The organism is Bradyrhizobium lablabi (assembly GCF_001440475.1).
Taxonomy (GTDB): domain Bacteria; phylum Pseudomonadota; class Alphaproteobacteria; order Rhizobiales; family Xanthobacteraceae; genus Bradyrhizobium; species Bradyrhizobium lablabi.
Genome location: NZ_LLYB01000047.1, coordinates 1,470 through 1,678 on the forward strand (window position 1 = coordinate 1,470; position 209 = coordinate 1,678).

A 209-nucleotide genomic window follows, 5' to 3' on the forward strand; every position below is an offset into this window, starting at 1 on the left:
AAATCGTCGTGGTCAGCGTGCCGCCGATCGCGCCACCTGCCGTCGCCGAGCCGAGCGTCGAGGAGGCGTAGTCGTTGGAGGCGGAGATCGTCAGCTTCCCGCTGGAGTCGACCGTGGCGCTCATGTTGTTGGCGAGCAGCTGTGCGTTGAGCTGGTCAAGCGTCTTGACCGTGCCGCCGGTGCCGTCGCCGAAGGTGACGTTGACCGCC

The 209-nt window shown here is 67.0% G+C and carries 1 protein-coding gene; it reads right to left on the reverse strand.

All coding sequences use genetic code 11. The annotated features are described in order from the left end of the window. Positions 1-209 (reverse strand): hypothetical protein (locus tag CQ14_RS45820; RefSeq protein ID WP_430650145.1); only part of this gene is annotated, 209 nt, incomplete at both ends.